Origin of the sequence: Stenotrophomonas sp. AN71 (assembly GCF_050435725.1) — a bacterium.
GTDB lineage: Bacteria > Pseudomonadota > Gammaproteobacteria > Xanthomonadales > Xanthomonadaceae > Stenotrophomonas.
Map to the genome: position 1 here is coordinate 1 of NZ_JBNDKU010000010.1, position 24636 is coordinate 24636.

The 24636-nt window shown below is 62.1% G+C and carries 20 protein-coding genes; 7 read left to right on the forward strand and 13 right to left on the reverse strand.

What is annotated here, in order from left to right; genetic code table 11:
- Positions 1 to 260 precede the first annotated feature (260 nt).
- Genes rfbD through rfbB form a run of 4 tightly spaced genes read right to left on the reverse strand, consistent with a single transcriptional unit; the run spans position 261 to position 3707 of the window.
- Positions 261 to 1199, reverse strand: a complete 939-nt coding sequence (gene rfbD, locus ABH900_RS15305; protein WP_429623963.1) for a dTDP-4-dehydrorhamnose reductase — start codon at positions 1197 to 1199, stop codon at positions 261 to 263.
- The gene (rfbC, locus tag ABH900_RS15310; RefSeq protein WP_429623965.1) at positions 1196 to 1753 is read right to left on the reverse strand and encodes a dTDP-4-dehydrorhamnose 3,5-epimerase; all 558 of its coding nucleotides are present in this window, start codon (positions 1751 to 1753) and stop codon (positions 1196 to 1198) included. Before rfbC ends, rfbD begins: the two co-directional genes overlap by 4 nt.
- Entirely contained in the window at positions 1750 to 2637 is an 888-nt protein-coding gene (rfbA, locus tag ABH900_RS15315; protein WP_429623967.1) for a glucose-1-phosphate thymidylyltransferase RfbA, read from the reverse strand. Before rfbA ends, rfbC begins: the two co-directional genes overlap by 4 nt.
- A 14-nt stretch (positions 2638 to 2651) precedes the next feature.
- Positions 2652 to 3707, reverse strand: a complete 1056-nt coding sequence (gene rfbB, locus ABH900_RS15320) for a dTDP-glucose 4,6-dehydratase (protein WP_429623968.1) — start codon at positions 3705 to 3707, stop codon at positions 2652 to 2654.
- 254 nt (positions 3708 to 3961) lie between these two features.
- Between rfbB and ABH900_RS15325 the strand changes: the two genes are divergently transcribed.
- The 6 genes from ABH900_RS15325 to ABH900_RS15350 all read left to right on the forward strand — a co-directional run bounded on the left by ABH900_RS15325 (position 3962) and on the right by ABH900_RS15350 (position 9912).
- On the forward strand, positions 3962 to 4708 hold the full coding sequence (locus tag ABH900_RS15325; RefSeq protein WP_429623969.1) for an electron transfer flavoprotein subunit beta/FixA family protein: 747 nt from the start codon (positions 3962 to 3964) through the stop codon (positions 4706 to 4708).
- Positions 4708 to 5646, forward strand: a complete 939-nt coding sequence (locus ABH900_RS15330) for an electron transfer flavoprotein subunit alpha/FixB family protein (RefSeq protein WP_429623971.1) — start codon at positions 4708 to 4710, stop codon at positions 5644 to 5646. The genes ABH900_RS15325 and ABH900_RS15330 overlap by 1 nt, the downstream gene beginning before the upstream one ends.
- 405 nt (positions 5647 to 6051) lie before the next feature.
- Positions 6052 to 7443 (forward strand): UbiA family prenyltransferase, encoded by a 1392-nt coding sequence (locus ABH900_RS15335; protein WP_429623972.1) that lies wholly within the window; start codon positions 6052 to 6054, stop codon positions 7441 to 7443.
- Positions 7440 to 8753, forward strand: coding sequence for an FAD-binding oxidoreductase (locus ABH900_RS15340; RefSeq protein ID WP_429623974.1), 1314 nt, complete (start codon positions 7440 to 7442; stop codon positions 8751 to 8753). The genes ABH900_RS15335 and ABH900_RS15340 overlap by 4 nt, the downstream gene beginning before the upstream one ends.
- Before the next feature lie 2 nt (positions 8754 to 8755).
- Positions 8756 to 9487, forward strand: a complete 732-nt coding sequence (locus ABH900_RS15345) for an SDR family oxidoreductase (protein ID WP_429623975.1) — start codon at positions 8756 to 8758, stop codon at positions 9485 to 9487.
- An 11-nt stretch (positions 9488 to 9498) separates the two neighbouring features.
- Complete coding sequence (locus ABH900_RS15350; RefSeq protein ID WP_429623977.1) at positions 9499 to 9912, forward strand: GtrA family protein; 414 nt, start codon at positions 9499 to 9501, stop codon at positions 9910 to 9912.
- 347 nt (positions 9913 to 10259) lie between these two features.
- On the opposite strand, the gene ABH900_RS15355 is transcribed toward ABH900_RS15350, so the two are convergent.
- A complete protein-coding gene (locus ABH900_RS15355; RefSeq protein WP_429623978.1) occupies positions 10260 to 11858 on the reverse strand; it encodes a hypothetical protein in 1599 nt (532 codons plus the stop codon).
- A 180-nt stretch (positions 11859 to 12038) separates the two neighbouring features.
- Between ABH900_RS15355 and galE the strand changes: the two genes are divergently transcribed.
- Positions 12039 to 13049, forward strand: a complete 1011-nt coding sequence (galE, locus tag ABH900_RS15360; protein ID WP_429623979.1) for a UDP-glucose 4-epimerase GalE — start codon at positions 12039 to 12041, stop codon at positions 13047 to 13049.
- Between the two features lie 46 nt (positions 13050 to 13095).
- Here galE and ABH900_RS15365 read toward each other — a convergent pair whose 3' ends face one another.
- The 8 genes from ABH900_RS15365 to ABH900_RS15400 form a co-directional block, all read right to left on the reverse strand.
- Positions 13096 to 15120: a glycosyltransferase family 2 protein gene (locus ABH900_RS15365; protein WP_429623980.1), complete on the reverse strand. Its 2025-nt coding sequence runs from the start codon at positions 15118 to 15120 to the stop codon at positions 13096 to 13098.
- Positions 15121 to 15139: 19 nt separating this feature from the next.
- A complete protein-coding gene (locus tag ABH900_RS15370; RefSeq protein ID WP_429623981.1) occupies positions 15140 to 17311 on the reverse strand; it encodes a glycosyltransferase in 2172 nt (723 codons plus the stop codon).
- Positions 17312 to 17313: 2 nt separating this feature from the next.
- Positions 17314 to 19554: a methyltransferase gene (locus ABH900_RS15375; RefSeq protein WP_429623982.1), complete on the reverse strand. Its 2241-nt coding sequence runs from the start codon at positions 19552 to 19554 to the stop codon at positions 17314 to 17316.
- Positions 19555 to 20280, reverse strand: coding sequence for an ABC transporter ATP-binding protein (locus tag ABH900_RS15380; RefSeq protein WP_429623984.1), 726 nt, complete (start codon positions 20278 to 20280; stop codon positions 19555 to 19557).
- A 4-nt stretch (positions 20281 to 20284) separates the two neighbouring features.
- Positions 20285 to 21145 carry an ABC transporter permease gene (locus ABH900_RS15385; protein ID WP_429623986.1) on the reverse strand — a complete coding sequence of 287 codons (861 nt, stop codon included), beginning with the start codon at positions 21143 to 21145 and terminating at the stop codon, positions 20285 to 20287.
- Positions 21142 to 22314: a cystathionine gamma-synthase gene (locus tag ABH900_RS15390; protein ID WP_429623987.1), complete on the reverse strand. Its 1173-nt coding sequence runs from the start codon at positions 22312 to 22314 to the stop codon at positions 21142 to 21144. Before ABH900_RS15390 ends, ABH900_RS15385 begins: the two co-directional genes overlap by 4 nt.
- A 124-nt stretch (positions 22315 to 22438) precedes the next feature.
- Entirely contained in the window at positions 22439 to 23809 is a 1371-nt protein-coding gene (locus tag ABH900_RS15395) for a pyridoxal-phosphate dependent enzyme (protein ID WP_429623989.1), read from the reverse strand.
- A 302-nt stretch (positions 23810 to 24111) separates the two neighbouring features.
- Positions 24112 to 24348: a YdcH family protein gene (locus ABH900_RS15400; RefSeq protein WP_025878453.1), complete on the reverse strand. Its 237-nt coding sequence runs from the start codon at positions 24346 to 24348 to the stop codon at positions 24112 to 24114.
- Between the last annotated feature and the right edge of the window lie 288 nt (positions 24349 to 24636).

Genomic DNA, 24636 nt, shown 5'->3' on the forward strand with positions numbered 1-24636 from the left:
ACGCGGCGCACCTCGGGCCGTTCGGCGTGGTCGATCACCGCGATACCCGAGGAATCGTAACCACGGTACTCAAGCCGCTTCAGGCCCTCGATCAGCACCGGTACCACGTCGCGATCGGCGATTGCACCCACGATTCCACACATGTCACGCGTTTCCTTCAAGACGATCGGCGCATTCTAGCCTGCGTGCCCAGCCTCCCCCTCCTGTCCGCTTAATGAAAGTGTCCGGAAAGGTGTCTGCACTGCCGGCGGGAAACCAGTCTAGTTCGTCCTGGAGGCCCCGTCCCCAGCGGTTTCATCCGGCATGCGTTTGATTTCATTCATCACAATGGCCAGTCCTTCATGCCAATCCGGGAGAGGAGTGCCCAAGTCCTGCTGCAGCTTGCGGTTGTCCAGCACCGACCAGGCCGGGCGCTTGGCCGGGGTCGGATACTCGGAACTGGGAATCGGCTCGACCGTCGGCGCCTTGGCCACTACGCCGGTGGCCAACGCTTCGGCGAAGATCGCCTCGGCGAACCCATGCCAGCTGGTCTGGCCGCTGGCGGTCAGGTGCCAGGTCCCGGACAGCTGGCCCGGATGCTGCAACGCCTGCAAGGTGACATCGGCGATCAGCGCGGCCGGCGTCGGGGTACCGATCTGGTCGGCCACTACCCGCAACGCATCGCGCTCGGCGCCCACCCGCAGCATGGTGCGCAGGAAGTTCGCGCCGTGCGAGGCGTACACCCACGCCGTCCGGAAGATCAGATGGCGGCCACCGGCCGCACGCACCGCGTCCTCACCATCGCGCTTGCTGGTGCCATACACGCCCAGTGGTGCGGTCGGCTCGTCCTCGCGGTAGGGCGCGCTGCCCTGGCCATCGAACACATAGTCGGTGGAGTAATGCACGAACGGCACGCCGTGCGCCGCACACCAGCGCGCGATCACGCCCGGCGCCTGCGCGTTGGCAGCGAAGGCGGCATCAACGTCCTGTTCTGCGCGGTCAACGGCGGTGTAAGCGGCCGCATTGACCACCAGCGACGGCTGCACGCGGTCCAGCAATGCCGGCAGGCTGTCGGGCTGGCCGAAATCGGCCACTTCGCAGGCACTACCGTCGGGCAACTGGCCGCTGCGGGTGGTCGCGACCACCGACCCCAGCGGCACCAGCACGCGCAGCAGCTCCTGGCCGACCTGGCCGCTGCCACCGAACACCAGCACGGTCATGGCACGTAGACCGGCAGGCGGTCTTCAGCAATGTCTTTCAGGAACGGGGCGTTCTCGTCCTTGGCCGACAAGGTCGGTGCGCTGATCGGCCAGTCAATGGCGATGTCGGCATCGTTCCAACGCACGCCGGCATCAAAGTCCTTGAGGTAGACCTCGGTGCACAGATAGCTGAACACCGCGCGCTCGGACAGCACGGCAAAGCCGTGCGCGAAGCCTTCCGGAATCCAGAACTGCCTCTTGTTTTCCGCGCTCAGCACCACCGCTTCCCACTGGCCGAAGGTCGGCGAACCGCGACGGATATCCACGGCCACGTCGTAGACCTCGCCTTCGAGCACACTGACCAGCTTGCCCTGCGGACGCGGCCACTGGTAGTGCAGGCCACGCAGCACGCCCTGCGCAGAGGTCGAGACGTTGCTCTGTACGAAACGGTCCGGCAGGCCCAGCGCGACGAAGCGCTCGGCATTCCAGGTTTCGAAGAAATAGCCGCGGGCATCGCCGAACACCGCCGGCTCGATCACCACGCAGCCGGTCAACCTGGTTTCAATCACTTTCATGGAACGACTCCACGCACGGCGAGTTTATGCAGGTATTCACCGTAGCTGTTCTTGATCAACGGTGCGGCCAGAGCTTCCAACTGTCCAGCGTTGATCCAGCCCTTGCCGAACGCGATTTCCTCGGGACAGCAGACCTGCAGGCCCTGACGGGTCTGGATGGTCTCGATGAAGTTGGACGCTTCCAGCAGCGATTGGTGGGTACCCGTATCCAGCCACGCATAGCCACGGCCAAGGGCCTCCAGGTGCAGGTTGCCTTCGGCCAGGTAGCGCTTGTTGAGATCGGTGATCTCCAGTTCGCCACGCGGCGACGGTTTCAGTTCGGCCGCATAATCGCTGGCCTTGCCGTCATAGAAGTACAGGCCGGTCACCGCATAATTGGAGCGCGGCTTTTCCGGTTTCTCCACTAGGTCGATCACCTTGCCGCTCTGGTCGAACTCGGCCACGCCATAACGTTCCGGATCATTGACCCAGTAGCCGAACACGGTCGAGCCGTCCACGCGTTCGTCGGCGCCCTTGAGCACTTCGCGCAGGCCGTGGCCGTGAAAGATGTTGTCACCCAGCACCAAGCAGCTCGGCTTGCCGGCGACGAAGTCGCGTCCGATCAGGTAAGCCTGGGCCAGGCCATCCGGACTCGGCTGCACCGCGTACTGGATGTCCATGCCCCACTGCGAACCGTCGCCCAGCAACTGCTGGAACAACGACTGCTCGTGCGGGGTATTGATGATCAGCACCTCGCGGATGCCCGCCAGCATCAGCACGCTGAGCGGGTAGTAGATCATCGGCTTGTCATACACCGGCAGCAGCTGCTTGCTGACGCCCTTGGTGATCGGGTACAGGCGGGTGCCGGAGCCACCGGCGAGAATGATGCCCTTGCGTTGCGTCATGTCGTGTCCTTGGTTCAGGCCGCGGTGCCGATGCGCTGCAGGCGGTAACTGCCGTCGAGCACGCCGTTGACCCACGCCTGGTTGTCCAGGTACCAGTCGACGGTGAAGGTGATGCCCTGCTCGAAGGTATAGGCCGGTTCCCAGCCCAGGTCATTCTTCAGCTTGGAGGCATCGATGGCGTAGCGACGGTCATGGCCGGGGCGGTCGGTCACATAGGTGATCTGGCTGCTGCGCGGCTGGCCATCCTCACGCGGACGACGCTGGTCCAGCAACGCACAGATCGCCTGCACCACCTCGATGTTCTGCTTTTCCGAATTGCCACCGACGTTGTAGGTCTCGCCGACCTGGCCCTTGGCCAGCACGGTGCGGATCGCTTCGCAGTGGTCGGACACGAACAGCCAGTCACGCACCTGCTTGCCATCGCCGTACACCGGCAGCGGCTCACCGGCCAGCGCCTTGGCGATCACCAGCGGAATGAGCTTCTCCGGGAAGTGGTACGGGCCGTAATTGTTCGAGCAATTGGTGGTCAGTACCGGCAGCCCGTAGGTGTGGTGGAACGCACGCACCAGGTGGTCCGAGGCCGCCTTGGACGCCGAGTACGGCGAATTCGGGGCGTACGGGGTGGTTTCGCTGAACTTTCCGGTTTCGCCCAGGGTGCCGTACACCTCGTCGGTGGATACGTGCAGGAAGCGGAAGGCCGCGCCCTGACCGGCCGGCAGCGCCTTCCAGTAGTCGCGCACGGCTTCCAGCAGGCCCAGGGTGCCCACCACATTGGTCTGGATAAAGGCGCCCGGGCCGTCGATGGAGCGGTCCACGTGGCTCTCGGCCGCAAAATTCAGCACGGCATCCGGCTGGTGTTCGGCCAGCAGGCCGGCCACCAGTTCACGGTCGCCGATGTCGCCTTCCACGAACACGTGGTTGGAGTTGCCTTCCAGGTTGGACAGGGTCTTCAGGTTGCCGGCGTAGGTCAGCGCATCAAGGTTGATGACCTTGATGCCACGGGCCACGGCCTCGAGAACGAAGTTACCGCCAATGAATCCGGCGCCGCCGGTGACAAGCCATGTGGGCACTAACTGATCTCCTGTTCAGATTTCACCCGGGCACTGACGCGCCTGGGTAGCGGGAAAGCATACATCGGGGGCGCCTTCACGACTGCTTGCAGGCAGCGAACGGCGCCAGTGGAACCCGCGTGCCGCTGCGTCGCAGCAAAACCATACGCATTCGCATGGTCACCCCAAGCCAGCTAGAATCGGGATCCCACCCCCGAACCGGTTGCTGTGCGAGGACCGGACGTTCTCCCCGTTATTGAAGGACCCCGTACCAGATGAAAATCCTCGTCGCGTACAAGCGCGTGGTGGACTACAACGTCCGCATTCAGGTCAAGCCGGACGGTTCCGGCGTGGTCACCGACGGCGTCAAGCTGTCCCCCAACCCCTTCGATGAAATCGCCCTGGAAGAAGCCCTGCGCCTGCGCGACAAGGGCATCGCCAGCGAAGTCGTGGTCGCCACCATCGCCCCGGCCGACGCCCAGGCGCATCTGCGCAACGGCCTGGCCATGGGTGCCAACCGCGCGATTCACGTGGTCACCGACCAGGCCATCCAGCCGCTGACCGCCGCCCGCACCCTGCTCAAGCTGATCGAAAAGGAACAGCCGGACCTGGTGATCCTGGGCAAGCAGGCCATCGACGACGACGCCAACCAGACCGGCCAGATGCTGGCCACGCTGTGGGGCCGCCCGCAGGCGACCTTCGCCAGCAAGCTCGAGATCGCCAATGGCAAGGCCACGGTGACCCGTGAAGTCGACGCCGGCCTGGAAACGCTGGAAGTGGACCTGCCGGCCGTGGTCACCACCGACCTGCGCCTGAACGAGCCGCGCTTCATCAAGCTGCCGGACATCATGAAGGCCAAGGCCAAGCCGCTGGAGAGCCTGCAGCTGGCCGACCTCGGCGTTGAAGCCGCCGACACCTTCAAGACCACCCAGTACGCCGCGCCGTCCAAGCGCAGCAAGGGTGTGATGGTCAAGGACGCGGCCGAACTGGTTGCCGCACTCAAGCAGAAGGGGTTGCTGTAATGAGCAGGATTCTCGTCATCGCCGAGCACCACGACGGCAAGCTCAACGCCGCCACCGCCAAGACCGTCAGCGCCGCTGCCGCCATCAGCGATGCCAGCATCGACGTGCTGGTGCTGGCCGCCGATCCGGCCGCCGTGGCCACTGAAGCCACGAAAATCGCCGGCGTCGCCAAGGTCCTGACCGTGGCCAACGCGGCCAACGCGCAGGCCATTGCCCAGGTGCTGGCGCCGCAGATCGCGCAGCTGGCCAAGGGTTACAGCCACGTGTTCGGCCCGTCGACTACCTTCGGCAAGGACCTGATGCCGTGCGTGGCCGCCCTGCTCGGTGTCAACCAGGTCTCCGACCTGATGAGCGTTGTAGGCAGCCATACCTTCAAGCGCCCGATCTACGCCGGCAACGCAATCATCACCGTGGAAGCACCGGCCGACCAGATCGTGATCGCCACCGTCCGTGCCGCGTCGTGGCCGGAAGCCGCCCAGGGTGGCAGCGCCGCCATCGAAGCGGCCAGCGTCGATGCTGCTCTGCCAACCCACACCCGCTTCGTCGGCCTCGCCGCCGGTGCCAGCGACCGTCCGGACCTGCAGGCCGCCAAGCGCGTGGTTTCCGGCGGCCGTGGTGTCGGTTCGGAAGAGAACTTCAAGGTCATCTTCCAGCTGGCCGACAAGCTCGGCGCCGCCGTCGGTGCCTCGCGTGCCGCCGTTGATGCCGGCTACGTGCCCAGCGACCTGCAGGTCGGCCAGACCGGCAAGATCATCGCGCCGGAACTGTACGTGGCCGTCGGCATCAGTGGTGCCATCCAGCATCTGACCGGCATCAAGGATGCCGGCACGATCGTGGCGATCAACAAGGACGGCGATGCGCCGATCTTCGAGATCGCCGATATCGGTCTGGTGGGGGATCTGTTTGCGATCCTGCCGGAGCTGGAAGCGGCGCTGTAAGCCTCACTCCCGGCAAGTACGCTATCAACTGCCGGGGGACCAGACCCATCCAATGGCAACCCGGTGCGTAACCGGGTTGTCGGGGCAGCTGTCTGGATCAGACACTCCGTTCCTGCACAGCCGACCGGCGGCCCCTCCCGCTCCTCCTGGCGCAGGATCACGGATAATTGCCTATCGTTCGGACGGATGAGCCCGACGACTGGGCTGAACGCCCCCGTAAAGCACATGAGCGGCAGCTGGCGTACCGCGAGCCTCGCGCCTGAATCTCGATAGCGATTACCGAGGTTGCCATCATCTATCATTCGCCTCGTCACCGGTAACCATGAAAGGCATGAAAATGCGACAGAACAATGCGGCTATGAACCGGGGCTTTCCTCTGTGACGGCTTCCAATCGACCGCTTTGCGTGGATCTTGATGGAACCCTACTGCGTTCCGACATCCTCTACGAGTCCTTGTTGGCACTGTTGGCGCACAATCCACTGTATGTCTTCCTGGTTCCCTTCTGGCTGTTGAAAGGCAAGGCGTATGTGAAGCGCCAACTGGCCTCGCGCGTGCAATTGCCCGCAGCAACTTTGCCTTATGACGAGCGGGTCCTGGAAATTCTACGCACCACCACGCAACGGCCGCGCGTACTGTGTACGGCGTCGGACCGGCTGTTGGTCCAACCCATTGCCGACCATCTGGACCTGTTCGAAGAGGTCATGGCCAGCGATGGGTACACCAACCTGTCCGGTACCAACAAAGGGCAGGCATTGGCGGAGCGCTTCGGTGAACGCGGCTTCGACTATATGGGCAACGGCCAGGTCGACCTGAAGGTCTGGGCACACGCCGGAGGAGCCATTGTTGTCAACAATGGCAACGGGCTGGTCCGCGCGGCAAGCACGCGGACGGAAGTCCTGGCCCACCTGCCGTCTCAGAACGGAGGCCTGCTTACCTGGATCAAGGCCCTTCGCGTCTATCAGTGGCTGAAGAACCTACTGGTGCTGGTGCCCTTGCTGACTGCCCACCGCTTCTTCGACATCGGCTCGGTCGTCGATGCCGGAGTGGCCTTTCTGGCATTCGGCCTGTGCGCGTCAGGCGTCTACCTGCTCAACGACCTGCTGGACTTGACTCCCGACCGTATGCATCCGCGCAAGCGCCGGCGGCCATTTGCCGCCGGGACGCTGCCATTGCTGCACGGGCTGCTGGCAGCCCCGCTGATCACGCTGGCCGGATTCGCACTCGCCCTGGCCTGCAGCCCAGCCTTCGCCGGCGTGTTGCTGTGCTATTACGCAATGACACTGAGCTACTCCCTCAAGCTCAAGCGCATTGTGATGATTGACGTCGTGATGCTGGCGGCGCTGTACACCGTGCGTATCATCGGCGGCGCAGTGGCGATCAGCTCTGAACTCTCGTTCTGGCTGTTGGCTTTCTCGATGTTCGTGTTCCTCAGCCTGGCAATGCTCAAGCGCTATACGGAACTGGCTTCGGCGCTGGCCAGTGGCAAGGAAGTGGCCATCGGCCGTGGCTACTCTGTGGCCGACCTGCCGCTGGTGCAATCATTGGGAGCCGCCGCGGGTTATATTGGCGTGTTGGTATTCGCGCTGTACATCAACAGCCCCGAAAGCCTGGAGCTGTACACCAGCCCGAAACTGCTATGGCTCCTTTGTCCGATCCTGTTGTATTGGATCAGCCGCATGTGGATCGTCTCTCACCGTGGCGACATGCATGACGATCCCATCGTATTCGCTGCGACAGACCGTAGTAGTCAAATCGTGATCGGCTTGTGCCTGCTCATCGTCCTGATCGCAATATGAGTGCACCGGCCGGCCAATCCTGGGGGCGCTATCCGCGAGTCAATCAGCGGATAGTGCCAGTTTTCGACCGCGACGTTCCGCTGCCATTGCCTGTCGATGGGGGCTCGGTGCTGCCTCACGGCAATGGCCGCAGTTATGGCGACAGTTGCCTGAACCCGGATGCCACGCTGCTGACCAGCCGCGGACTGGACCGATTCATCGATTTTGATCCCGCTACCGGCATCGTGCGCTGCGAATCCGGCGTAACCTTGGCCTCCATACTGGATATCGCACTGCCACGTGGCTGGTTCCTGCCCGTGACCCCGGGTACACGCTACGCAACCGTTGGCGGCGCCATTGGCAATGACGTGCACGGCAAGAACCACCACCGCGCCGGGACCTTCTGCCATCATGTGCTGCGCCTGGAGCTGCTACGCAGCGATGGTTCGCGCCAGCAACTCACGCCAGCTGACCGTAGTGGACTATTCGCGGCCACCGCAGGGGGATTGGGCCTGACCGGATTCATTACCTGGGCCGAACTGCAGCTTCGCCGGGTACCCGGCCCATGGATCGAAACCGAGTCGATCCGATTCGGTAGTCTTGATGAATTCTTCGAGCTTTCTCGGGATTCTGCTGCAGGCTATGAGTACACGGTGGCCTGGATCGATTGCCTTGCCAAAGGGTGCAACCTCGGCCGTGGCCATTTCCTTCGCGGCGACCACGCACCCGGCGACGCTCAAGCGGCCACGCCCAGTTCAGCCCCACGACGCAGCATGCCGTTGGTCCCCCCGGTCTCGTTGGTCAACGGCCTTACCCTGCGTCCATTCAACACGCTGTACTACTGGCGCCAGCCCGCGCATCGGGCACGCCATGTATCGCATTACCAGAGCTATTTTTATCCATTGGACGGCATCAACCACTGGAACCGCATGTACGGACCGCGAGGCTTCCTGCAGCACCAGTGCGTGTTGCCGCCTGCGCACGCTCGCGATGCGACAGCAGCCTTGCTGGCCGAAATCGCTCGCAGCGGTCGCGGCTCGTTCCTAGCTGTTCTCAAGGAGTTTGGCGACATCCAGTCGCCGGGGATGCTTTCCTTCCCGCGTCCAGGCACAACCCTGGCCCTCGATTTCCCCAATGACGGCCCGGGCCTGCTAACGATGTTGGAGCGCCTCGATCGCATCGTCAGCGACGCAGGTGGCGCGGTGTATCCGGCCAAGGACGCACGCATGTCCGGGGCCCTGTTCCGCCAGGCCTATCCGGCCTGGGAACAATTCTCCCATTTCATCGACCCTCGATTCTCATCCGGCTTCTGGCGTCGGGTGATGGAGTAACCATGCAGAAGATCCTGATCATCGGCGCGACATCGGCCATCGCCGAGGCGGTAGCACGCCAATACGCCGGACGTGCCGCGGCGCTCTATCTGGTCGGCCGCAGCGCCGGGAAGCTTGATGCCATTGCCGCCGACTTGCGCGTGCGCGGCGCCCAGCGTGTGGAGACCGGGGTTCTGGACGTGAACGATGTGGCCGCACACGGCGGACTGCTGGACAACGCATGGGCAGCGCTGGGGGAAATCGATACCGTTCTGATCGCCCACGGCACTCTGCCGGACCAGGCCGCCTGCGATGCCTCTGTGGACCTGACACTACACGAGTTCGCCACAAATGCCACCTCGTCGATCGCTCTTGCTGCTGCACTTGCACAGCGCCTACAGCGTGGCGCTACTCTGGCCGTGATCTCCTCGGTGGCGGGCGATCGCGGTCGCGCCAGCAACTACCTGTACGGCAGTGCAAAAGCCGCCGTTACTACCTATCTGAGCGGGCTTGGCCAGCGCCTGCACGCGAGCGGGGTCAATGTATTGGTCATCAAGCCTGGATTCGTGGATACACCAATGACAGCCGCGTTCAAGAAGGGCGCACTCTGGGCGACACCGGAACAGGTGGCCAACGGTATTCTCAAGGCACTTGGAAAGCGCAAATCCGTGGCTTACCTGCCTGGCTTCTGGTGGACCGTAATGTTGATCATCAAGAATATCCCAGAGTTCATTTTCCGCAGGATCAAGCTTTGAGCAGATCACGGTTGATCTTTACCTACTCGAGCTTTGCGGCCGCCTCCATTCTGGTCAACATCGGCACCCAAGCCTTGGCTGTCCTTCTGTATCAGGGACCATATTCGGTGCCGGCGTCTGTCGTGCTTGGAACCGCAACGGGCCTGTTGTGCAAATACTTCCTCGACAAGCACTTCATCTTCGGCCATAGCTCAGAGAGCGCCTCCCAAGAAGCGAAGACATTCACCCTTTATGTAGTTATGGGACTGGCGACGACGCTGATTTTCTGGGGGACCGAAGCTGCCTTCCACTTCATGTTCGAAGGAGACGCCATGAGGTATGTTGGAGGAGTCATTGGCCTGAGCATCGGCTACGCGGTGAAGTACAGGCTTGATTCGCACTTTGTCTTCAAGAAGTCGGCGGTGCCAGGGCGCCGCCGCGGCTGAGAGCGCCGGACGCTGGCTGACACGTTGCCGGCAGTGCTGCCCGCTGCATGGGAGGAATATCCCACCCATGCAGCGCAATAGGCAGGAGAATAGCTGGAGCACCCAGCCTGCCGTTGTCCTGCGCAATCATTCATCTTGCATCTGCCCCCCCCCCCCCCGCGACTTGTCCCGTCATGCTTGAAGGGACCATCCCAGCGGAGGCAGTGGCAAGGGCATCGATCCCTGCGCAGACAGACGAGCTGGGTACAGCGATCAACTAGTGTCGGATCGTCGTCCCTGGAGGCGCAGCGGAAGCTGTGCCTCCGCTGCCCTGCAGTCATCGGACGCCAACCGGGGGCAGGTATCCGCTACTTGTTGCGGCTACGGTAGAGGACGAGGAATGAATACTCTCCAAAGTAGCCGGGAGCAGGCGTTCCGTAGTGCTCCACGGCCTCATAGTTGGAATCAAACCAGAGCCGATCCGCATCATTCGAGAAGAGAGGCGCGTTCGGGCAACTGCGCGGAGGCGTCAGCATCACGTTCCGATCCATCTCGAACTGCCTTTTGATGACGAATTGTGGCCGCAACTCCTTGAGCGCAGAAACGAAATACGCGCAGCCATACTTCTGTGCCAGCGGTTGTGTTTCATCATCCACCAGCCCGACTTCATCGAAGATGCGCGCATTGTTGAAATAACCCTGCCAGCCAGCAGCCTCCATCCAGACCGAGTGAGCATGCCAACGCTCGTTCAGTTCCTTGGACAAGCGGCCACGGAAACCCGCGTCCTGGGTAATCCAACCGACGATCTCCGTGCGCTGGGTCGCGAGTCGGTGCCCCATCAACCAGCTCGTAGACAACAGCACGACTGTGACGCCCAGCACGGCTGTGCCTACATTGCCACGCAGTACTGAGAAGCAGCAATTGATTCCTCGACTGATGAGAACGCCATACTGGACCAGCGCGAAGGAAAGCCAGAAAGTTACATACCATTCCCACAGAGAAGGAATGAACAGGACGAAACACGAGTATCCCGCGACGAACGCGGGGTAAACGCCTCGAACCCACGGCATCTGCTTGCGATCGCTCTGCAGAAAATCGAGGATGCCGATGATTGCAGAAGCAAAAATGCCCACCAGCAGAAGCACCGTCACCCCGCCACCAAGACCGATGAACGAGTCGAGATAGATGATCCGCTGCACGAAGAAATCAAGATCGAACGGTGGACTGGGATTGCCGAAATATGCCTTCGCCTGCACTGTGCCCACGATGTACGCGCCGGATACCAGCTTCAGCATCAGCGGGAATGCCACTGCGCCTGCCAGGTAGCCGACGGAGACCCGGATACGGCTCGACTTATCCGACATCAACAGTGCATAGAAAAGGACTGCAGGAATCAGAATGAGTGCAATTTCCGGCCGGTTCCATGACAGGAAGCCAACCAGTGTTGCGAGCAGACCGTCCCGCGTGCCCACAGATCGGACAGCCAGCAGGCCAAGAACGCCAACACATAAGAGCATGAACGGCCCTTCAAGCCCCAGATAGAGGAAGCGCAGGGGCCAGAAGAACAGGACGCTCAGGAGCGCCATGGCAGCAACCGACACAGTGCGAGTCGGCGAGGGCGCGGCCATTGCAAAGGCGATGGCCGCTGCCAGCAGCGCAAAACCGCAGAAATAGTAGTGCGCCACCAACACGTCAATGGACGGACTTGCCAAGTAGAATGGCTTGATGGCAAGGAACGAGAAGATCCAGAAAAGCGGATTTGTCGCGCCGAGTGCCGATTCGCCGCGGTTGTATACGAATCCCCTGCCCTCGAGCATGTTGCGCAGGTGACGCAGTCCGATCATCGCGTCTTCCTGCATGCCGACGTGCAGCAGCTCCTGCATCAGAAGCACGCCAGGCAGGAGCACCAGCACCAGGCCGACGCCCAGCAGGGCCAATCTGAGCAATGGAGCTGTGGGCGTCGCCATCAGCGCTCTAACTCGTTGCAAGCGTAGGGTTCTATTCACGGGGTCGCCCAAGGTAGATAAATTCAAGCTAACTGCGGATTTTGATCCGGGAACAGGGGCTAGTCAACGTCTCAGCAGACTCACGTGAGCCTGGCAGGCCTTGTATGCGACAATGAAGCTTGCCGATTGCAGGATCAGAGAATGCGCGTTTTGGTCACCGGTGGAGCAGGCTACCTAGGGAGCCACGTTTGTGCCCAGCTTCTGCTTGGGGGGCACGAAGTTACCGTCGTCGATGACTTCAGCAATGCCCGACCGGACGTGGGCGAGCGACTCAACATGCTCACCGGCCGCGTAGTGAACATCATCACCGGCGACATCAGGGACCGCGCGATCCTTGACCGCGCCTTCCTTCAGCAGCGGCCCGAGGCCGTCATGCACTTCGCGGCTCTCAAGGCCGTGGGAGAAAGTGCAGTTGTTCCCCTGGCTTACTACGATGTCAATGTTGCTGGGACGATCAACCTGCTCCAATGCATGCAGCGCAATGCGTGCCACAAGCTCGTCTTCAGCTCATCGGCAACGGTCTATGGCAACTCTTCCCATTGCCCGATAAATGAAAGCGCCCCTACCTCAGCGACGAGCCCGTACGGTCGCACGAAGCTCTTCGTCGAGCAGATCATCAACGATGCAAAATTGGCAGACCCGTTGCTGCAGGCGATCAATCTCCGTTACTTCAATCCGGTAGGCGCACATGAATCCGGGCTACTGGGGGAAGAACCCAGTGGCACTCCAAACAATCTGATGCCGTATATCGCCCAGGTTGCGGCTGGGCTTCGCTCGCATGTTTCGGTATTCGGAGCGGATTATGCGACGGCTGATGGAACCGGCGTCCGGGACTACATCCACGTATGCGATCTGGCTACAGCACATATTCGAACACTGGAGGCACTACCGAATCTTTCCGATCTGAACGCACTGAATCTGGGAACCGGAATACCCTACTCGGTACTCGATGTCATCAGGGCTTTCAGCGAAGCATCGGGGCGACCGGTACCCTACGAGATCGTTGGCCGGAGATCAGGTGATATCGGCGAATGCTGGGCTGATCCATCACTTGCAGAATGCCAGCTGAGCTGGAGCGCGAAGTTGGATCTGGCCAAGATGTGTCGGGATACCTGGAGATGGCAGCAGATTCTGATGAGCAGATCGCAGTAGCTTCTGCCGGGTGAGCCACTGAGATGCGAACGTATTGCCACGCAACTCAGCGGCGCAGCCGCCGCAACAGGGCCGACAATCTGTATCCCAATCCGACGATGCGACTACGGCGCAATGCCTGCATCTCGTCGAGCGCTTCGACAACGCCTCCCAGCAACAGCCCCGATGAGCTCCCATCGATCCGCGGGGGCGCAGCCAGCGCCCCCAGCAGGTTCGGCGACACCACCGGCCCCTGCCCAATCAACGTCGCTCCGCCCACCATCTCTGCATAAAGCAGGCTATGGCGAGCGCGCATAGCCGGATCGTGGATCATTGAATCCGGTCGCTGCCGGTAGAAGAAATGAATGTCATTGGTGACAACGAAACGACTGCCCTGCTGCAGCGCGCGACGGTAAAGCTGCCAGTCTTCATAGGAACGCAGGCTTTCGTCATAGCCGAGTGCACGCAGTACCGACGTTCGCGCCAGACTGGTCGCCGTTGAGAAACGATTGCCCAACGTACCGGAATCAAATGCTGCACCAACCATTGGCAAGCCCTGGCCAAGCCGCAACTCGTTCACGTCAAGCGCGGCTTCGTCGCCGAAGAAGTAGGCGCAGCGGGGAACAACGAAATCGTGCGCAGGCTGCCGCTGCAGTGCTCGTACAGCAATCGAAACAAACTCTGGCGACACCAGGTCATCAGCGTCCAGGCACAGGGTGAACTCACCCTGCGCTGCGGCAACGCCGGCATTCCTGGCAGCAGACAATCCCTGGTTGAATGCTAGGCGGACCACGCGCAGGCCTCCGGTGGGGCTTGCTTCCAGCTCTTCGATGAGCTGCACCGTGCCGGGATCGGTCGATCCATCGTCGACAACGATGACCTCCAGATCGCTCCATAAAAACTGCTGTATGTTGCGCAAGGTCTGCGGCAACCAGCGCCCCATGTTGTAGCAGGGCACCACCACGGAGACCTTGGCGGGGCTCGGCGTACCAACGTCAAGCTTGGGTAGTGGCGGGGAGGGCCCCATCCGCAGGTGGCGCGTGGGCACCCACTGCTGCGAACCCCGCAGCGCTTCGAACAGTCCACGAGCATCCGTGTAGCCAAGATGGGTCTGCCCCTGTTCCCACCCCTGTGCGGCGACCAGCGCCGGATTGGCGACATCCACAATCAGGCTATGGCCATGGGCAAGCAGCTCTCGCGCCAGAGCGGAGCCTGCAGACCAGCGATCAGGCATGACCACACGCATGGGCGAGGCGCGCAGGCAATCTGCAGGCGCTTCCTGGAAACGATGGCGCAGGGCAGCAGGTACCACATGCAGCACCTCGGATAGAAGCGCAGGCTGGCAGACGACCGAGACCTGCAGTAGACCATCGCTGTTCTGCTGCAGGTAACCGGAAATCGCCCGCAGGCACTGCCTCAGAGCAGGCGCCTCGGTTGCGACGCAAGCCAGTGCTGAACCCACTGCATGGCGCTCCGACACGAGCCCGGCCGGCTCCGGCAGCGCCGCCTGCAGGCGAAGCGGCCTCTGGCTGCCCGGAAGGAAGCACTGCAAGGACTCCGCGATCTCCAGACTGTCGACCAGAACCTGGTCGCATTGCTCCAGGCACATCCGCTCCATGTCCATCAACATCAGCGCAGCCATCTCGACATTGCGTCCCTGTCTCAGGACTTCGATGGCCTGGATGCCGTCAAACCGCAACATCACGCGCGTAGAGTCAAACACCTCTGATAGAGCTCGTTCCTGGAGAAGTGCGTAGGCCAGCGCACCATACGATGGAATCTCCACACAGTCCAGGTGCACGTCCTGCTGCAGCGCCCGCAGCGCCGCCATCACCGACAATGACCAACCGAGCTGCTCCGCGTCACCACTGCGGCGGACATCAGGCAGCCGTCGGCCCTGCATCGCATGCAAAGGCTGATCCACGCGCAGCGTGCGTCTCTCTGAACACTTCTCGAGCAGGTCGGCGGGCGGCGCTCCCTCGCCAACGATCAGCACCGAAGCCGTGGGTATCGCGCGCAGGCGGGCACGCGCCAGTGCAGCCCGCTCTCCGCCAACACGCCAACACGCCAGCTGGATGACGATCACATGCATCAATGCTGTCCCGGAACGCTCACCGCAATCGGCGGTAGATCGGCGCCAGTCGCTGCACCGACCATTTGCCCAGGCGCAGGACCCATGGCGCCCGCTTCTGCAGAAGTCTGGCAAGTGCCAGAGTGTAGCGCACGGACTCGCTTTCCATCAGTGCCTGCAGGCGATAGGCCATTTCCGCGTTGGAGGCATCCCCCATGAATCCGCTCGGTGATACGTGCGCGCCGAAGATGAAGTACGCAGGCACCTCCAGCGAGCCGACACGCACCCGCTTGCGCTGCAGGCGTCGGCGCATCGCGATCTGGATCTGCTCCAAGTGCCGTTCATCGGGCTGCCCCTGATGCCGTGCAAGCACGTTCACGGCGGAAGCCACCATGAAACGTGCACCCGACTGGCAGGCGCGCAGCATCATTTCCCATACTTCAAGTGCAGGGATGACGGGATCGAATGCAAAGCGCCTGGCAGCCTCGGTCCGGATCACGTAGCTTTCCGGCGCCAGGCGGTTCTCGTAGAGCCCTGCGAGGCGCCCTTCGCCATAGAAGATACGGAATCCATCCGGGGCGACATTGCCGGCGATCACATCATCCGGATCCACGGTCACGCCCACCTGCCCCACGACCACGTCAAAATCCGGTTGCGACGCCAACGCGCTCACCGCGCCATTGAGGAAGCCCGGCAGCAACTGGTCACCACCACGCACGAATCCAGCAAACGGCGTCTCAACCAATGCAAGGCCCATGTTGCGCGCTACGGCGTCACCAACGGGCACGGCAAGCCGGTGCACGAACAAACGTGGATCATTGCTGCCCAGCTGGTCCAGCGCAGCGATATCGCGTGGGTCGCGCGAGGCATCGTCAATCACGACCAGCTTGTCAAGCGTCAGATTGGACGCAAGGATGCTGTCCAGCGTATTCAACACGCGGCCCGCGCTATCGCGGTTGACAACGACTACGGTCAATTGCCTGTCAAGGGGAACCGCAGCAGGCACCACCACCGGCTCAAGCCCCTTCCAGGGAAGTGGGTCCTTCGGCACCTCGACCGGCGACAGTCGGCCGGCGGTGCTTTCAAACAGGCCGCAAAGCGCGCGTGCCAAGTCCTCGGCGCTGCCATCGAACGTGCTGCAGTTGTATCCATCCTGCCACGGACTGCGCGGCCCGAAAGCCGGATTCTGCGCGTTGAGCACGCAGGCTGCGCCTGACAGCGACGCCTCGTACGCAGCAAGGCAGAAAGACTCCCATGGCGACGGGAACACGCATACCGCGCCAGAAATGCTCTTCTCGCGCGCCGCACCGGTTACGCCACGGGCAAACACCACCCGGCTGCGCAGGTCCTCCGGCACCAGCGAGATGACATACTCCTGATAGCTCACATCAAAAGAATGCGCCAGGAAAACAATGTTGCCCTGATAGCGTTGCCTCTCCCGCAGGAACTGGATGCAGCCACGGATGAAAGTATCCGGGCGCTTGATGTCCTGCAGCTTCGAAGTGAACAACAGCGGCGTCGTATCATCGATCACGGTGGTCTGCGTGACCGGCTGCATCGTATCCAGCAGCACCGGCGGAGCATGCAGGCGCAGGCGAGGAGTCCACTCCTCCTCGCTGAAACCGTAGAACACGCGGAACGCCTCGGCAACCGGCGCGATCTGACCGACGATGAGGTCGCAATCGGCCAGTGCCTTTCGTTCCAGGTCAAAGAGATTCAACCCGTGCACACTCTGCACGCGCGGCTCAAAATCGGCCAGGATGCTGTCTGTGGTGTGCAGGCGCACGGCCAGCGTGGCCGTCGTCAATGCGCTGCCAAGCAGCTTTTCCTGGGTTGCGGCGAACGCAGGTGCCCCCCAGTCCACGAACTCGACATACTCAAGCGGGCCGTTCAGACGTTCCAGCTCGAGCAGCCCCTGCAGCACATGCACCGATTCCCAGTGCAGCATGCTGTGGGTGAACGCCGGCATTGGCGGGAAAATCTCCCCACGCCCGTCTATTTGTTGAAAGCGCGAATGCGGCCACCCGAGGAAGGTCACGCCCGGGTGGGCGACCGCGAACGCATCCGCCTCGACGTTGTCGCCGACGTAAAGTACTGCCATCTCCGCGCGATCTTCTTCCGGCGCGGTCATCAGCATGTTCGCGATCACGCGTCCAATGCCACCGGCGGTAAAGGGGAAAAGTTCGCGGGTAACAAAAACCCTCAAGCCCATTTTTAGATTTCCATAAATTCTGAGTATCGCTCGAAGGACAACGCCACCATCTGGCGCGAGTAGGACGACATCATGTCATCCATCTCTACTGCGGGAGCCGCCAACATCCGACGCAGCGTCTGGCGCACATCGGCAACGCTGAGTGGATCGGCCACCTGGGTAATCTCGACATAGGGATGGTCTTCCAGTGCATCCATCCCCAGGCGTCCCCGCAGCGCGGGAGTACCTGCAGCAAGTGCCTCCAACTCCACCATCGGATGGCAATCGACGATGGAGGCATTCATCACTGCATCGGCTTGCGACATCGCCTCGATCATCTGCAATTGGCTGAGTTTTGGAAGACGCTTAACATTCTTGTCCACCCGGTACGGCAACGCGAAATCATCCGCCATCAGCCAGATGTTTGCCACTTCCCCGGTCGCAGCCGCAGCCGCGGCGTTCGTGAAGATGTTCTTGTGGATCAGGTTCCAGGACGGAATGAATACGGTGGCTCCGGTCGGCCGCCGCGGAATGCGCTTGCCGGTATAGGCTGGCGGCATGTTGTAGACCTGCTTCTGCCAGCCCGCTACATCTGCAAGCGCCGCATGGGAACCTGCGCGCATGACACTGACCCTGCGGATCAGGCCAGTGCGGACCGCCTTGAAGGCCAACGCGAACAGGCGCCGTTCTTCAGCATGGATCCACATCGAGGGCGCGCCATGCCAGACCATGTAGATCCGGTCGAATCCGGCCGCAGCGAGGCCTTTCACCCATTGCAACATGCCATCGGAGAATCCATGAATAACCAGCCGATTCACCTTGTTGGCGGCAAGCAGACGGGCCACGTCCTCAACATCACCGGCACCGGGCGCTGAGGTACTGGTCACCGCAAGCTTGTGCCCCGGCAGCGAGCCACAGGCCGCGCGGATACCGAACCACTCCTGATGCATGATGTGGCAGACCCGCTCATGCCCGACCACAGTCTGTGCGAAGCGCACGTCACGGCGGGCGTTGAATTCGTAGACCGAGGGTGCCGGCTGACCGACCGATGCATTGCCACCCACCGGCGCGTCGAGGTACGGCATGGCGCCCTCGTCCGTCCGGCTGCTCAGGACCTGGCGGACCTGTTCGCGAAGGCCCTGCTGCCATTGCAGATGTTGGTTGGCGCTTTGGACAGCTTCCAACCTGGCCTGCACCTGCTCAAGCTCTCGCTCCCGCTGCGTCAGCGACTCGACAAGCGTCGCTTCATGCGCATGCAGCGCTTCGATCCGCTCCGAGGACTGGGCGTGCTGCACAGAAGTCTCGCCACCCAGCACGCCGATACGCGCGGCCAATACCGGGAGCGCATCGATGGCTGCGGTAAGATGGGCGGCGCCACCCAGCAGGCCCACTTCATCGCCAAGATGCTGTCGCGCGATATCCAGATTCCTTCGCGCATGCTCTTCGGCCTGACGATAGAGTTCCACCGCATCACGCATCTGCGCGATGTCCTCGCCAAGCGTGGCACTTTCCACTTCCATGCCACGCGCAACAGCCGTGGTAGCCTCCAGCGTCCGAAGCAGGTAGTCACCGGCGGTGATCGGTTCAAACCCGTGGGCGCCCGGCACACGAAGCTGACGCGGGATCCCGGCGGCAGGTTCATGCAGAATGTAGATGGCATGGTCCGAAAGGATTCCGTCTTCGACGTCCACGTTCATGTCCGGCGCCAAGGTGCCGGCAAGATCATGGCTCCAGCAACCTGCATGCCACAGGTTGGCCAGCAGGCTGATCGACACCGGTCGGTTCTCGATGAAGCACAGCCGCCCTTCGGGCGCGAGCAACGCACGCATCTGTGCAAATACGTCTGCCGCCTGTTCGCGGTTGTTGTGGATCAACACCGAGACGGTGAAGATCACATCAAACTGCTCCCCCTGCATGGCCTCGACCAGTGAAGATCCGACGCGAATGCGGCGCCCGATGTCTGCGGCCAGTTCAGCCGGCGGTTCACGCAGCAGCGGTTCCACCATCGCAGGGGAGATGTCGAAACCGAAGTAGTCAACGAAGGCGTGCTGCGGCAGCAGCCGCGCAAGACGTCCGAAGCCCACCCCGAAATCCAGTACCCGGACCGGCCGCCCCAGTTGCTCGGAACGCTCAGCGAGGAATCCAACGAGCCATTCTTCCTGCCTGGCGTAATTGCTGTTGCCCGCCTCACGCCGGACCTTCTGCTGGTCGGCATAGAGATCACCGCTCCTGTTGATCCAGTAGTCCCGGTTACGCGTATTCATTCAGGCATGGGCCTCTATCGGCTGATCGCTGGTGATGCGCCCATGCTCAAGATGCATGATGCGATTGCAATTGGCGGCGATGATGTTCTGATTGTGGCTGGCCAGGACCAGAATGCTAGCCTTCTGTACGATTTCGGCGAGGCGTTGCTGAGCACGGGCGTTGAAGTCTGCATCGCCGACACCCAGCCACTCGTCCATCAGCAGAATCTCTGCATCGAAGCTGGTGGCAATCGAGAACGCCAGACGTACCATCATGCCACTGGAGTACACGCGCACCGGCATGTTCACATAGGGGCCAAGGCCCGAGAATTCGCAGATCTGCGGAATCTTGCTTTGGATCTCAGCACGGGAAAGCCCATGCAGCAGACCCTTCAACCGGATGTTCTCGACGCCGGTTGCTTCGAAATCCATGCCCATCGTCACGTCCAGCAGATTGGCAACGCGCCCCTGGCTGCGGATGTAGCCAGAAGTTGGCTCATAAACACCCGCAAGCGTTTTCAGCAACGTTGTCTTGCCTGCCCCGTTATGGCCGACGAGACCCAGCTTGTCACCCTCACGCAGGTTGAAGGTGACGTTCTGGAGAGAATCCACCACGGTCACGTTGCGACTGGTGGGAGCCACTCGCCCGCCGGTAACGGCGGACATGATGGCTCCCTTCATGGAGCGATTGTTGGTGCCATAGATCGGCAGCTGGACGCTGCAGTCGACCACTTCAATGAAGGTCATGGTGTTACACCCACAGCGAGATCTTGTGGCGATTTGCCGCCAGGAAGGGAAGCGCGATCACAAACGCCGCGGCGATAAAGGCGAGTACGAAATAGTACGAGTGCGCTTCCGGAACCTGCCCCATCATCGGCATGCGTACGATCTGGATGAAATGGTAGATCGGATTGATATCCGCCACCCAGCGATGCGGCCCGAGCATGTCTGCCTTCCAGATGATCGGTGTCATGAAGAAGCCGAGTTGCATGAAGTTCGCGATGGCGGGTTGCAGGTCACGGAAACGAGCAGACAGCATGCCGAATATCGCCGTAATGGGAATGGTCGCCAGCACAATCAGGGCTACGCCCGGCAAGGCGAGCAGCCAGACCAGTTCCGGCTCGATCTTGAGAAATACAACGAACGGCAGATAGGCGACTGCACCATGCAGGAACACGATGAAGGTTCGTGTCACCAGCCGCATCACATGAAGCGTCATTGGCAGCCGCATCGAGCGGATCAGATTCTCCGAAGCAGTGAAGGTGGTACATCCCTCCTGCACTGTGGTCGAGATGTAGATCCACACAATATCGCCAAGAGCGATGTAGGGCAGATAGTCCCGAAGGTTCATCCGGAACAACTGGCTGTAGAGCAGACCAATACCAAGGATCAGCACAAACATGCTGATGGTAATCCAGAAAGGACCCAAGACCGATCGACGATACTTGTGCTTGATGTCAAGCAGTGCCAGCGCCGTCCAAGCACGCCAAGCTCCCATGCCTTCAGCAATGTCACGAATGAACGCCGGGAGAGCCTTCATCTGAGTATCGTGGCTGCTGATCCGGACCGGACGCCGATCGGCTTCCGCCTTCAAGATAGTTTCGGTGTTCAAGCCAATGCTCCTTCCAGATCCAGCTGTAGGTCCCCTAGGTCTTCCACCCCAACGCTCAGCCGCACCAGCGCATCGCTGATCCCCAGCTGCTCGCGGCGTGCCACCGGAATAGACGCATGGGTCATCACCGCCGGGTGATTGACCAGGCTCTCCACGCCGCCCAGCGACTCGGCCAGGGTGAACAGCTCGGTCTTCTCGCAGAAGCGTTTGGCCGCCTCGAAGCCGCCCTTGAGCACGATCGAGACGATACCGCCGTAACCGGCCATCTGCTGGCCGGCCAGCGCATGCTGCGGGTGCGACGGCAGGCCCGGGTAGATCACCTTCTCCACCGCCGGGTGCTTTTCCAGCCACTGGGCCAGGGCCAGCGCGTTGGCGCAGTGTGCCTTCATGCGCAGCGGCAGGGTCTTCAGGCCACGCAGGGCCAGGAAGCTGTCGAACGGGCCCTGCACTCCACCCACCGAGTTCTGCAGGAAGGCCATCTGCTCGGCCAGTTCGGCGTTGTCGCCGACCACGACCATGCCACCGACCATGTCCGAATGGCCATTGAGGTACTTGGTGGCCGAATGCAGGACCAGGTCCGCACCCAGTTCCAGCGGACGCTGCAGCATCGGCGAAGCGAAGGTGTTGTCGACCACCACGATCAGGCCATGGCGCTTGGCGATGGCGGCGACCGCGGCGATATCCACGATCTTCAGCATCGGGTTGGTCGGGGTCTCGATCCAGACCATCTTCGTTTTCGACGTGATGGCTGCTTCAAGGGCCGCCAGATCGGTCAGGTCGACGAAGCTGAAATCCAGCCCGGCGGTGCGGCGACGCACGCGCTCGAACAGGCGGAAGCTGCCGCCGTAGATGTCATCCATCGCCACCACGTGGCTGCCGGCGTCCAGCAGCTCGATCACAGTCGAGCTGGCCGCCATGCCCGAGGCGAAAGCGAAGCCGCGGGTGCCGCCTTCCAGCGACGCCACGCACCGCTCGTAGGCGAAGCGGGTCGGGTTATGCGTACGCGAATACTCGAAGCCCTGGTGCTCGCCCGGGCTGGACTGGGCATAGGTCGAGGTGGCGTAGATCGGCGGCATCACCGCGCCGGTGCTGGGATCGGGCGACTGGCCGCCGTGGATGGCCAGCGTGGCCAAAGCCAGGGCGCGATCCTGGGAAGTAGCGTTGGACATGATCTTTCCTGGTGGGCGCCGACTATAGGTCGCCGTCAAAGGATCGGGAGTCTATCAGCGCGGCCTTAACGACCTTTGACGCAGATAAACGGGGATTCAGTAGCTATCGTCTGCGATCTACGGCTTACTGCACGCGACGGCGCAGATAGTTCAGCAGGTCGATGCGGGTGATCAGGCCGAGGAAGGCGTCACCGTCCATCACGATCGCCACTTGGCCACGGTCGAACACCGGCAGCAGGGCCTCGATCGGCGACTTCACGTCCAGCCGGTCCAGCTTGCTGACCATCGCGGTGGCGACGGTGTCGCGGAAGCGCGCTTCATCGCCATAGACATGCAGCAGCACGTCACTTTCATCGACGATGCCGACCAGCTGGTCACCGTCCATCACCGGCAGCTGCGACACGTCGTACAGCTTCATGCGCTGGTAGGCGGTGGTCAGCAGGTCGTTCGGGCCGATCACCACGGTGTCGCGCTGGCCATACGGGCGCAGGATCAGGTCGCGCAGATCACCGTGCTGCGGACGCTGCAGGAAACCGTTGTCCAGCATCCAGTAGTCGTTGTACATCTTCGACAGGTACTTGTTGCCGGTATCCGGCACCAGCACCAGCACCTTCTTCGGCGTGGCCTGCTCACGGCAGTACTTCAGGCCGGCGGCCAGCAGGGTGCCGGTGGACGAACCACCCAGGATGCCTTCCTTGCCCAGCAGTTCCCGCGCGGTGTGGAAGCTCTCGGCGTCGCTGATGGCGTAGGCCTTGGTGACACGGCTGAAGTCGGAGATCGACGGCAGGAAGTCCTCGCCGATGCCTTCCACCAGCCAGCTGCCCGACTTGTCGTTGAGCACGCCGTCATTGATGTATTCGGCCAGGATCGAGCCGACCGGATCGGCCAGTACCAGCTCGGTCTTCGGCGACAGCGTGGCGAACGCGCGCGACAGGCCGGTCATGGTGCCGGAGCTGCCGCAGCCGAACACGATGGCGTCGAGGTCGCCGCCCATCTGCTCGAGGATCTCCGGGCCGGTACCGAACTCATGCGCGGCCGGGTTGTCCGGGTTGCCGAACTGGTTGATGAAGTAGGCGCCCGGGGTCTGCTCGGCGATGGTCTTGGCCAGGTCCTGGTAGTACTCCGGGTGGCCCTTGGCGACATCCGAACGGGTCAGGCGCACTTCGGCCCCCATCGCCTTCAGATTGAAGATCTTTTCCCGGCTCATCTTGTCGGGAACCACGAGAATCAGCTTGTAGCCCTTCTGCTGCGCAACCAGCGCCAGGCCCAGGCCGGTGTTGCCGGCCGTGCCCTCGACCAGGGTCGCGCCCGGCTTCAGGTCACCGCGCTTCTCCGCCGCCTCGATCATCGACAGGCCGATGCGATCCTTGATCGATCCGCCCGGATTGGCGCTCTCGAGCTTCAGGTAGAGCTCGCAGACACCGGTATCCAGGCGCTGGGCCTTGACGATCGGGGTCTGGCCGATGAGTTCGAGGACGGAAGAATGGATGGGCATTCGGAAGGCTTTCGGTTCGCGCCACACAGGGCCGGACCGATGATTATCCGACGGATGACGCGGAATGTCAGGTCGGTGCGGCCGCATCCCCACCGTTCCCCGAAAAGGGATGCGGGCGGCCCCGGATCGACGAGGAGACCGGTACCGCCCGCATCGATGAGTTGTGCCAGCAGGCCAAGGCACCACCGCCTGTGGTGCCTTGGCGCGACGCCTGCGTTCAGCGGCGCCGCGTTGCCAGGCCAGGTGAGCCTGGTGGGGCCATCGGTGGCCGGGTCATGCCATTCCGGGCACGACAGGGTGCGTCAATGCGTGGGGGACGACGTTGCGAGCGGTGTTTCGTACATTCGCAGAAGGCGTTGCTTGGCCAGCAGCTTCTCGCGCTTCATTCGACCCAGGGTGACATCATCGATCGGGAGTACACCCAGCTCCGCGTCCATGCACTTCTTGTTCAACTTCCGGTGCTGGTCATGGAGTGCCCGGAACTCCGGATCGCGCGCGCGACGGGCGTCGATCTCGCTCTGGGGCTGATCTTCAAACATGATGGACCTCCTTCGACAGATACACGAACGCCCCGGCCGCAAGGCACGGGGCGTTGTTCATGGAGGAGTGCCGGTCGATGGCCACCTGGACGCCTGCGACGACCTGCGGCACTGGCCTGCGCACGTCGATCTGCTGCGGTTCGCGCCCTGCTTGCATCGGCCCGGCCCTCCCATCGTCCGGTCCGCGGCATTGCGTCCCGGACGATTGACCCTACGCCTGCTCAAGGCGGGGTACAAGACCCCTGCGTCAAAAAGACCGAACCCCGCCGGGGCGGGGTTCAGGCTGAA

Bases quoted from the DNA above. Each gene is read 5' to 3' on its own strand.
- ABH900_RS15400 (WP_025878453.1), bottom strand. From the start codon at position 24,348: ATGTTTGAAGATCAGCCCCAGAGCGAGATCGACGCCCGTCGCGCGCGC.
- ABH900_RS15395 (WP_429623989.1), bottom strand. From the start codon at position 23,809: ATGCCCATCCATTCTTCCGTCCTCGAACTCATCGGCCAGACCCCGATC.
- ABH900_RS15370 (WP_429623981.1), bottom strand. From the start codon at position 17,311: ATGGGCTTGAGGGTTTTTGTTACCCGCGAACTTTTCCCCTTTACCGCC.
- ABH900_RS15330 (WP_429623971.1), top strand. From the start codon at position 4,708: ATGAGCAGGATTCTCGTCATCGCCGAGCACCACGACGGCAAGCTCAAC.
- ABH900_RS15340 (WP_429623974.1), top strand. From the start codon at position 7,440: ATGAGTGCACCGGCCGGCCAATCCTGGGGGCGCTATCCGCGAGTCAAT.
- ABH900_RS15390 (WP_429623987.1), bottom strand. From the start codon at position 22,314: ATGTCCAACGCTACTTCCCAGGATCGCGCCCTGGCTTTGGCCACGCTG.
- ABH900_RS15380 (WP_429623984.1), bottom strand. From the start codon at position 20,280: ATGACCTTCATTGAAGTGGTCGACTGCAGCGTCCAGCTGCCGATCTAT.
- rfbD (WP_429623963.1), bottom strand. From the start codon at position 1,199: ATGACCGTGCTGGTGTTCGGTGGCAGCGGCCAGGTCGGCCAGGAGCTG.
- ABH900_RS15325 (WP_429623969.1), top strand. From the start codon at position 3,962: ATGAAAATCCTCGTCGCGTACAAGCGCGTGGTGGACTACAACGTCCGC.
- ABH900_RS15365 (WP_429623980.1), bottom strand. From the start codon at position 15,120: ATGCATGTGATCGTCATCCAGCTGGCGTGTTGGCGTGTTGGCGGAGAG.
- rfbA (WP_429623967.1), bottom strand. From the start codon at position 2,637: ATGACGCAACGCAAGGGCATCATTCTCGCCGGTGGCTCCGGCACCCGC.
- ABH900_RS15355 (WP_429623978.1), bottom strand. From the start codon at position 11,858: ATGGCGACGCCCACAGCTCCATTGCTCAGATTGGCCCTGCTGGGCGTC.
- ABH900_RS15345 (WP_429623975.1), top strand. From the start codon at position 8,756: ATGCAGAAGATCCTGATCATCGGCGCGACATCGGCCATCGCCGAGGCG.
- rfbC (WP_429623965.1), bottom strand. From the start codon at position 1,753: ATGAAAGTGATTGAAACCAGGTTGACCGGCTGCGTGGTGATCGAGCCG.
- ABH900_RS15375 (WP_429623982.1), bottom strand. From the start codon at position 19,554: ATGAATACGCGTAACCGGGACTACTGGATCAACAGGAGCGGTGATCTC.
- galE (WP_429623979.1), top strand. From the start codon at position 12,039: ATGCGCGTTTTGGTCACCGGTGGAGCAGGCTACCTAGGGAGCCACGTT.